The organism is Sulfitobacter delicatus (genome assembly GCF_900102535.1).
GTDB classification, from domain to species: domain Bacteria; phylum Pseudomonadota; class Alphaproteobacteria; order Rhodobacterales; family Rhodobacteraceae; genus Sulfitobacter; species Sulfitobacter delicatus.
The window spans coordinates 24,965-32,609 of sequence record NZ_FNBP01000017.1 but is presented as its reverse complement, the minus strand read 5'-3'; the positions used below and the strand labels follow the sequence as shown (position 1 = coordinate 32,609).

At 54.7% G+C, this 7,645-nt stretch carries 6 protein-coding genes; 4 read left to right on the top strand and 2 right to left on the bottom strand.

Translation table 11 applies throughout. The features are described 5' to 3' along the window. Nucleotides 1-122: 122 nt before the first annotated feature. Nucleotides 123-1,322, bottom strand: a complete 1,200-nt coding sequence (locus BLS57_RS18595) for a DNA polymerase Y family protein (RefSeq protein WP_093744146.1) — start codon at nucleotides 1,320-1,322, stop codon at nucleotides 123-125. An 81-nt stretch (nucleotides 1,323-1,403) separates the two neighbouring features. Here BLS57_RS18595 and BLS57_RS18590 point away from each other — a divergent pair, with 81 nt between their 5' ends. The 4 genes from BLS57_RS18590 to BLS57_RS18575 all read left to right on the top strand — a co-directional run bounded on the left by BLS57_RS18590 (nucleotide 1,404) and on the right by BLS57_RS18575 (nucleotide 6,959). Further along, on the top strand, nucleotides 1,404-1,679 hold the full coding sequence (locus tag BLS57_RS18590) for a hypothetical protein (protein ID WP_139186668.1): 276 nt from the start codon (nucleotides 1,404-1,406) through the stop codon (nucleotides 1,677-1,679). Nucleotides 1,680-1,688: 9 nt separating this feature from the next. Further along, nucleotides 1,689-2,414, top strand: a complete 726-nt coding sequence (locus BLS57_RS18585) for an SOS response-associated peptidase (RefSeq protein ID WP_093744144.1) — start codon at nucleotides 1,689-1,691, stop codon at nucleotides 2,412-2,414. Nucleotides 2,415-2,712: 298 nt separating this feature from the next. Further along, a complete protein-coding gene (locus BLS57_RS18580; protein ID WP_093744143.1) occupies nucleotides 2,713-4,635 on the top strand; it encodes a site-specific DNA-methyltransferase in 1,923 nt (640 codons plus the stop codon). Beyond that, nucleotides 4,635-6,959, top strand: a complete 2,325-nt coding sequence (locus tag BLS57_RS18575) for a DEAD/DEAH box helicase family protein (RefSeq protein ID WP_093744142.1) — start codon at nucleotides 4,635-4,637, stop codon at nucleotides 6,957-6,959. Before BLS57_RS18580 ends, BLS57_RS18575 begins: the two co-directional genes overlap by 1 nt. Here BLS57_RS18575 and BLS57_RS18570 read toward each other — a convergent pair. Continuing rightward, nucleotides 6,956-7,573, bottom strand: coding sequence for a recombinase family protein (locus tag BLS57_RS18570; protein ID WP_093744141.1), 618 nt, complete (start codon nucleotides 7,571-7,573; stop codon nucleotides 6,956-6,958). The two genes, BLS57_RS18575 and BLS57_RS18570, sit on opposite strands and share 4 nt — an antisense overlap. Between the last annotated feature and the right edge of the window lie 72 nt (nucleotides 7,574-7,645).

The following is a 7,645-nucleotide window of genomic DNA, read 5'->3' as shown; positions in this document are numbered from 1 at the left end:
CGGGCAGGGGGAAAGGCTCGGGGCGCAGGCCGTTTGCCGGCCGAAGCCTAGGGCGCGGTCCTGGGCGGGCGTGTCCTCGAGCAACCGCACGAGGTCACGAACGACCGGGATTCGCCATGAAACTACCCCTTCTCGAAGAACCCCGGATGATCTTGGTGCACCCCATAGCTAACGACCCTCTGACCAAACCGACGATTGATCCGGTCGATGGTTGCCGCCAGTTTTTCCCGCTTGTTCGGCTCACCCGGCGCCAGCGGTAGAAACAGCTCGCCCGGCCGTTCGGAAAGCGGGATCACATCGCCCAGGTGAACGCCGATCGACAGCACATAGCCGTGACGCTCGTGGTGAAACTGCGCCCATTCGGCTTCGAACAGCTTCAGGAAAATCGCGGAATCCTGACTCGGCGTCAGGGTTTTCGCGCGGGACCAGCCGCGGCCTTCAGGAAGACGGATCATGAGGGAAAACCGCCGGGCACAAAACCCGTCACGGCGCATCCGCTCGACGGCTTTTTCGGTCAACCAACGCCCAACCAGGCGCGCGGCATCGGGCCGACGATACTGTGGAGCGAGAACCTTCGAGTTGCCGTAGCCGTTTCGCTGCGTGGGCAAGAGCGGAATATCCATGCCCTGCAAGGCTCGAACGAAACGCTCACCTTCGACGGAGCGCCATATCTGCCGGGCGTGGCGAGGATCGAGCGCATAGAGTTCCGCGACGCCCCAAACGGCTGCACGCTGCAACCGGGCTTTGATGCCGTGCGAAATCCCCGGCAGATCGTCAAGCGACAGATGCGCGATGCGGTCGGGCATGTTTTCCGGGGCAAGCCATTGCAGGCCATCCGGCTTTTCGAGCTTGCCCGCGATCTTCGCAAGCAAGTGGTTCGGCCCGATGCCCACGGAACAGCGCAGCTCCGATCCGACCTGTTCGCGGATAGCGGCCTTCAGCCGGCGGCCGAGATCAAGCGCGGCCGACAGCTCCGCTGTCTGGCCGCCGAGGGCGACCTGAAATTCATCGACGGAGCGGACGGCCTGAAGCTCTGCGATCTGGTCGATGACGCCGGCGATCTTCTGGTTCACGCGAACATAAAGGCGGTGGCGGCTCGGGCGGAAAATGATGCCTGGGCACAACCGGCGCGCGTCGTAGACGCGCGTTCCGGTTTTGACGCCGAAGGCTTTGGCCTCATAGGACGCCGCGACACAGGCCCCCGATTCGGCGCTGATAGCGGTAATGCCGACAGGCTTACCGCGCAGCGACGGATCGGCCTGCTGCTCAACGCTGGCAAAAAAGCTATTCATATCAATGTATAGAGACCGCATCGGGGTCATGCGTCACGATCCTGCTTGTCGAGAAATGCCCTTTGTTCTTATTTTGTTCTCATGGCGGAACGCAAGGATCAGCTTCGGAATGTGGCCTTCGGCGGCAACTGGTCAGAAGAAATTCTGATCGTGGGCGAGCTGCGCCAGGTGCTTGCCCTTGTCGAAACGGCTGCCGCCGATTGCGCGGACAAGGACGTGGAGACCGAAGAATTTCTGGCGGCCATGCTCTATGTGCGGCAGAACATAGAGAAAGGACCAATGCTGACAGGTGCCTTCTTCAAGGCGCTGCGGATCGAAAATCAAAGCCTGCGACGGGCGGAAGCCCTGCGCGTGGCGAAGATGATCCGGGGATGGGCCGGGCTGTAGGGACGCAGGATGTGCAATCTATATGCGAATATCGCGACGGCCGAGGCCATGCGCCGACTGTTCCAGGTCGCGCCGGGTCAGGATCGTATCGGCAACGCAGAACCGAGGCCGGCCATCTTTCCGAAGGGTCTGGCGCCGGTGGTGCGCCTCGATCCTGACGGAAAGCGCGAGATGATCGAAATGCGATGGGGTTTTCTGACGCCGCAGGTGTCGAAGAAAACCGGGAAGCCGATCAAGCCTGCCGCCTGGAACAATGCGCGCGACGACAAGCTGCGAAAAAGCGGCCTCTGGCGCGGCAGCTTTGAAGATCGGCGTTGCCTGGTCCCGGTCACGAGCTTCAACGAGACCAAGGGAAGGCAGCCGGCGACCGATTACTGGTTTGCGCTCACGGGCGACGATCCTGTTGGCCGACCGCTCTTCGCCTTCGCGGGACTCTGGCGGGCGGAAAATCCGGAGCTGATCGAAGATGAAGAGACGGAGCTTCGGCATACTGTGGTCACGACCGAGGCGAACGAGCTGATCCGGCCTATCCATGCGAAGGGGCGAATGCCGGTCATCCTCGAACCGGCAGATTATGACACCTGGTTGACGGGCGATCCGGATCAAGCGGCCACACTGATCCGGGCTTTCCCGGCCGAGCGGATGACGATCGTTTTGCAAGGCTTGGGAGAAAAAAGGGATCAAGGCGCCAGCTCGTTGGCAAGTTGGAGGGCTACCCGGATGGACCGAGACTGATGACCTGACCAGACCATGCGCATCACGGCCCAATGGATCGGGACGAGACAGCACCCGGAGCATCTGTAAAGAGGGGCGGGTAGGGGGGAGGCTAAGGCGCGTTCAGATAATCTTGTGAAAAGGCTAACAAAACAATAGTGTTCTGCCCGAAACGGGGGCCGAAGGACACCACCCACAGTCAGTTACCGGGTCAGCCTATGCCGCTGATTTCGCTACCTTTTGTGTTTGGTTTCTGTGTGTTACCTACATCAACGAAGCATAATAAAATATCGCGCCGACCGCAGAATTGGAAGCAACAATGGAATTTGACTTCGACGCAGAGCTTTCAAAACTGTCTCGCGAAGAGTTGGAGCGACTGCTTAGGAGCATGTCGACAACGGGTATTGCCTTAAGTTTTCACGGAAAACGAACGGCAATGCAAATTGCCAAGCGGGTTAAAGCTCGCCAAACGCGTCGCGAGCCCCGGCTTCACATCGGGACAGCAGAAGACCAATCGAAAAATATGCTGATCGAAGGTGAAAATCTTCAAGCAATGGTGACGCTTTACAAGTTCAAAGGTCAGGTCGATCTCATTGTAACAGATCCCCCCTATAATACGGGTCAATACTTCAGATACAACGACCGTTGGGACGATGATCCAAACGATCCCGATCTGGGTCTTCTGGTTCCAGATGAAGACGGTTCCAAGAAAACTAAATGGATGAAGTTCATGTGGCCGCGCCTTCAGATAATGAAGGCCATGTTGAAAGCGACAGGTGTTTTAGCGATCTGCATCGACCATCGTGAATTGTTTCGCCTTGGTCAGGCTCTGGACGAAATTTTCGGTGAGAAGAATCGTCTCGCGATAATCAACTGGCAAAAGTCAGCGGCACCGCGTCCGGATAACAATCACGTTTCAACTTCGACTGAGTATGTTCTTGTCTATGCGAAAGACGCTGCTCTAGCAGAAAGTCGTTCTTTGGCCAGGACAGCATCAGACAATACTCGCTATGGAAACCCGGACAATGATCCTAACGACCTCTGGCGAGAAGGAAACCTTACAGCACGAAGCTACAGCGCAAAGGACGACTACGCCATTCAATCGCCGTTCACCGGAGAGTTGCACTACCCCGCAGGAGAAGGCGCATGGCGCCATCCAAAGCGGAACATCAAATCATGGCTCGGGCAGTGGGGCTGTGATGTTATCGAGAAGGACATTGGCGACGGCAAAGGCAAGGCCCTTCTCGTAAAGGGCGGGAAAGCCAACGCTATTCCAGCGGCTGCTCGAAAGTCCGCGTTCAAACGCCTTGAGCAAGATAACTGGCCATTCATCTGGTTCGGCCGAGATGGAAAGGGTCGCCCAAGAACAAAGACATATCTGAACCAGATCAAAAAAGGTAAAGTACCAGTCTCATATTGGGCCGATGAGCTTTTCACACCTGACGTCAGGCTCGATGCGGCATCCTGGGACTACAGCGAATCTGGTCGATCCAGTGACGGGGTTTCAGAGCTTTCTGCTTTGGTGGGCGAAGGCCATGGATTCGTTACGGTAAAGCCGCTCAAGCTCGTCTCTAAAATCATTCAAATCTGGTGCCCTCCCAACGGCTTGGTCCTTGATCCCTTCGCAGGCTCGGGAACGACTGGTCACGCAGTCCTGTGGCTAAACAAGGAGGAAGGCAGCAATCGACGGTTCATCCTTATGGAGCAAGGTGCACCAGAGAATGGTGACAAGTATGCCCGCACCTTGACCTGGCAGCGCCTGCATAACGCGATTACAGGTGATCGGCCCGATGGTGAAAAAGCAGAGCCTTTGGGCGGCGGTTTCGAATATCGCCTCCTGACCAAAGCGATCGACGCCCGGGCGGTCTTATCTATGCAAAGAGACGAGTTGATAGATGTCGTGCTCACCTCGCACTGGGAGACACACAGACGCTCGGCTCCTAGCTTGAGACGCATAGAGGACGATTCCTACCAGTATTTGATTGGGCAGGATGAGAATATGGAGGGTTATTTCCTTATTTGGGACAACGGTGGCCCCGTCGGATCACTTAGCCTCGACACATACAAGCGCGTTGCGCAAGAGGCAAAGAAGGCCAGCATTGAGCCTCCATTTCATGTTTACGCACGCTACGAGCTATTTCAGTCACCCAATGTTCGCTTCTGGAAGATACCCGACAAAATCCTTGCCGACCTTGGCTTGACTGAACACGACGAATTTAACAACGAAGATGAGATTGTTTAATGGAGCTGCTTGGTTTTCAGGAGAAAGCAGCTAGCCAGATTGCTGATAGATTCGCCACCTATTCAAGCGATCCGTTGTTGGTCAATCGCACGACAAATGTCCCGTTTTTACAAACACTTGTCTCCATCACAGGTAGCGGGAAGACGCTGATGTTGGCAGATGCCATCTCTCAGATTCGCGACGGAATGCCAATAGCCCCGATCGTTTTGTGGATATCCAAAGGCCGGGTGGTCGTCTCTCAAACGTTTGAAAACCTTTCCAGTGGGAAGTATGCAGATAACCTATCTGGCTTTACTGTGATGCCGCTCTTGGAGGTCGCTCCGGATCATTTGACAAGCGAAGAGACCCCGCTTCTTCTTGTTGCAACGGTTGGTAAATTTGCGGTTGAAGACACCGCAAGTGAAGACAGAAAAATTTATAGAGCCCAGCTCGATCTTGCTGAAGAATCTCTTTGGGACCAATTGAAAAAGAGACAGACCTCGAAGGGGCTGCGACGCCCGCTGGTTATCATCTACGATGAGGGTCACAATCTTTCAGACCTACAATCTGAAAGGCTTCTTGAACTTGCCCCTGATGCACTCATTGTTGCCAGTGCGACCTTGACGTTACCACCCAAGCTCACGAACGTCATGAACCGTTTGAGGAACGATAAAGCTTGGACGGACGAAGACTTCTCGACGGCTGTTTCAAGCCGAGAAGTTGTGCAGTCTGGGCTCGTTAAGGAACGTATTTCCATCGACGGTTACGTAACACCCATGGAACCGGCGATAGACAATCTTCTAAATGACATGAGCACTGCTCAAAGGATCGCGTCAGATCTCAAACTTCCCTTCACACCCAAGGCTATTTATGTCTGCACAACCAATACAGTAGACGGCATGTCAATCGCGGAAGATATGAAGCGTCCCTTTCGAGAACGCCAAGCGAGACCAATTCTTGTCTGGCGACACCTTGTCGAAGTAGCAAAGATCAAACCTGAAAAAATAGCTGTATACAGCCAGCTCAAGTTTTCGAAAGACTATCCGAAGCCGACGGATATGCGACTATTTGACGGCGGAGAGAAGGATTATTCTCGATTTATCTCTGAGAAATTCGAACACATTATTTTCAATCTTAGCCTTCAAGAAGGGTGGGATGATCCTGCTGTGGGTTTCGCTTACATCGACAAAGAAATGGCGTCCGCCCGGCAAATCACGCAAGTTGTTGGCCGTGTCCTACGACAACCTGGCGCAACCCACTACTCAGACCCAATACTGAACACTGCACACTTTCATATCCGGACAGATGAGAAGGGGGTCTTCGACGATATTCTGCACGATCTGCGTAAGGATCTGGCAGCGGAACATCCGTCTATAGCCCTTGTTGTTAAGGACGAAAATTCTCGCGGCAGGCGGGACCGTATCGAGGCAGACCCGCCGCGAACCATTCCCACTGTAGGGATTGAAAGCAGTCGGGCACAGCCGCCTATAGCCCGCATTGTCGATGGTATCATGGATTTTCGGGGGGGTGACAGCAACACCGTAGGTCAAGGCAGCCGAATGCAGGTCCTGCAAAAAGTTGGTGAGGACTCCGACTCTCAATTCGAGTGGATCGAGGTGGAGCATAGTAACCGCGTATCAGCTCGGTCTGTGTTTAGGCGCGAAATCCAGAGGAGCTACCCTGGTGGGCTCCGCCGCGCAGGTGGCCCAGTAAACCTAGTTGATATTGAGAATCCAAAGTTCGATGCGATGATCGAGCTAAGTAGCCCTGCCGCAGAACATATCAGGCAGAAAGCTCGGGAAGTGGTTTCAGCCTACATTCAGCATTCCGTCATATTTCAAAATGACGTCGATCGTCCATATTCGGTAGGCCCAATCGCAATAGATCCCACCGCGTCGGAAGAGTTCAAACGTGCGCTTCATAGCAAGTATTCCGGTTTGAACTCCCTTGAAATTAAGTTCGCGCGGGCGCTTGATCGAACACAGCGGGTTTGGGCCAGAAACCCCGTTGGCAGTGGATATTCGCTACCTCTGTTACATGAAGGGCAGGCATACTGGCCCGACTTTCTCGTTTGGGTGGACAAAGCTGTTATAGTCATCGACACCAAGGGCGATCATCTTTTGGTCGAAGCCGCGGCGTCAAAGTTGTTCGAGATTGATGGCGCCGAAACCGGTAAGCGTGTGATCCTTCGTCTTGTCTCCGAAGGTCATGTCGATATTTCTGGTGGCACTGTCCACAAACGCTCAAAGAATGGGTATACGGTTTGGTCCTGGAAGAATGGTCGATTGCATCCGACCCACTGTGAAACAGAGCGCGAAGCGGTAGACGTGGCGCTTTCACTCTAGGCGGTCGCTGCATCACGAAGTCTAGATATGGTTGCGCGGCTAACCTTAAACCGCCGCGCGATTGCCGCGATGGGTTCACCTACGGCTATGGCTTCTTTTGCCTGAGTTTCGGATTCAGGTGACAACACAGGTGGACGCCCTAGTCGTTTACCCTTTGCCTTCGCGGCTTCCAGCCCGGCGTGGGTGCGTTCGCGAAGAAGGTCTCGCTCAAACTGCGCGACAGCATTCAGGACGTTCATAGTGAGTTGCCCCGACGAACTGGTTAGGTCAGTGCCACCAAGGGCTAGGCAGTAGACCCGAACCGGAATATCAGCAAGATCGGCTACCGTTGTAGAAACGTCGATGGCGTCTCGGCCAAGACGATCGAGTTTTGTCACAACGAGAATGTCACCCGGTTCGAGTCGATCAACGAGGCGTTTAAACTGTGGCCGCTGCATTGCTGCGACGCTTCCCGAAACAGTTTCGGACACGAGACGATAATCTGGCAATCGAAAGCCGGCGGATTTGATCTCCTGAAGCTGTGCATCGACGCTCTGGCCTACGGTCGACACACGAGCATAGGCAAATGTTCGCACTGCGGTGTCGCCGATGACAGCATTGCCCAGATCCGGCATTTTCACTCCCAAAAGTGTTCAAAATCGGTGCCACAAAATACAAGGCGTGACCTAAAGTGTAAAGGCTGGATT